1 protein-coding gene and 1 pseudogene are annotated in these 500 nt (G+C 72.6%); both read right to left on the bottom strand.

Annotated features, from left to right (window positions below; translation table 11 throughout):
• The coding region (locus tag RYB66_RS09065; RefSeq protein WP_316894267.1) for an AAA family ATPase at positions 1-226 on the bottom strand (226 nt) is incomplete at its 3' end.
• A gap of 44 nt (positions 227-270) precedes the next feature.
• Positions 271-387, bottom strand: a pseudogene (locus RYB66_RS09060) (AAA family ATPase); the annotation flags it as partial.
• Positions 388-500: the final 113 nt, after the last annotated feature.

Genomic DNA, 500 nt, shown 5'->3' with positions numbered 1-500 from the left:
GATCGCTGTTCGAGGAGCGGGTAGCGATCACCATGAAGGGCGCTGGCAGGGGCACCGGGCGGCCGCCCAGACTCAGCTGGCGACCCTGCAGGGCGTCGTCCAGCAGAGTGAGGATCGCTGGCGGAGCCCGCTGCAGCTCTTCGAGCAGGACCAGGGAGTTGAACAGGGGCCCCCGACGCAGGCGGGCACTGTCGCTGCCGGCGTCCGTGACGATTTCGCCGGCCACCTCACCTCGGCAGGGGTCAGGGCCGGATGGCACTGCAGCCGGGCGAAGCCGGCGTCCAGGCTGGCGGCCAGGGCGCGAACCAGCAGCGTCTTGCCGGAGCCGGTCGGACCTTCCAACAGCAGGTGACCGCCGGCCAGCAGGGTGGCGAGCAGACCGTCCACGGCGGCCTCCTGCTGCGGCAGCACCTTGAGCAGCGCCTGTCGCAGGGCCTGCAGTCGGGCCAAGGCGCGGGCCTTGACGCCGCTTTCGCCGGGGTCCGCCGGGGTGGCGTCAG

Source organism: Pseudomonas syringae group sp. 243L2 (assembly GCF_032587875.1).
Lineage (GTDB): Bacteria > Pseudomonadota > Gammaproteobacteria > Pseudomonadales > Pseudomonadaceae > Aquipseudomonas > Aquipseudomonas amygdali.
This window is presented reverse-complemented; position numbering and strand designations above follow the sequence as displayed.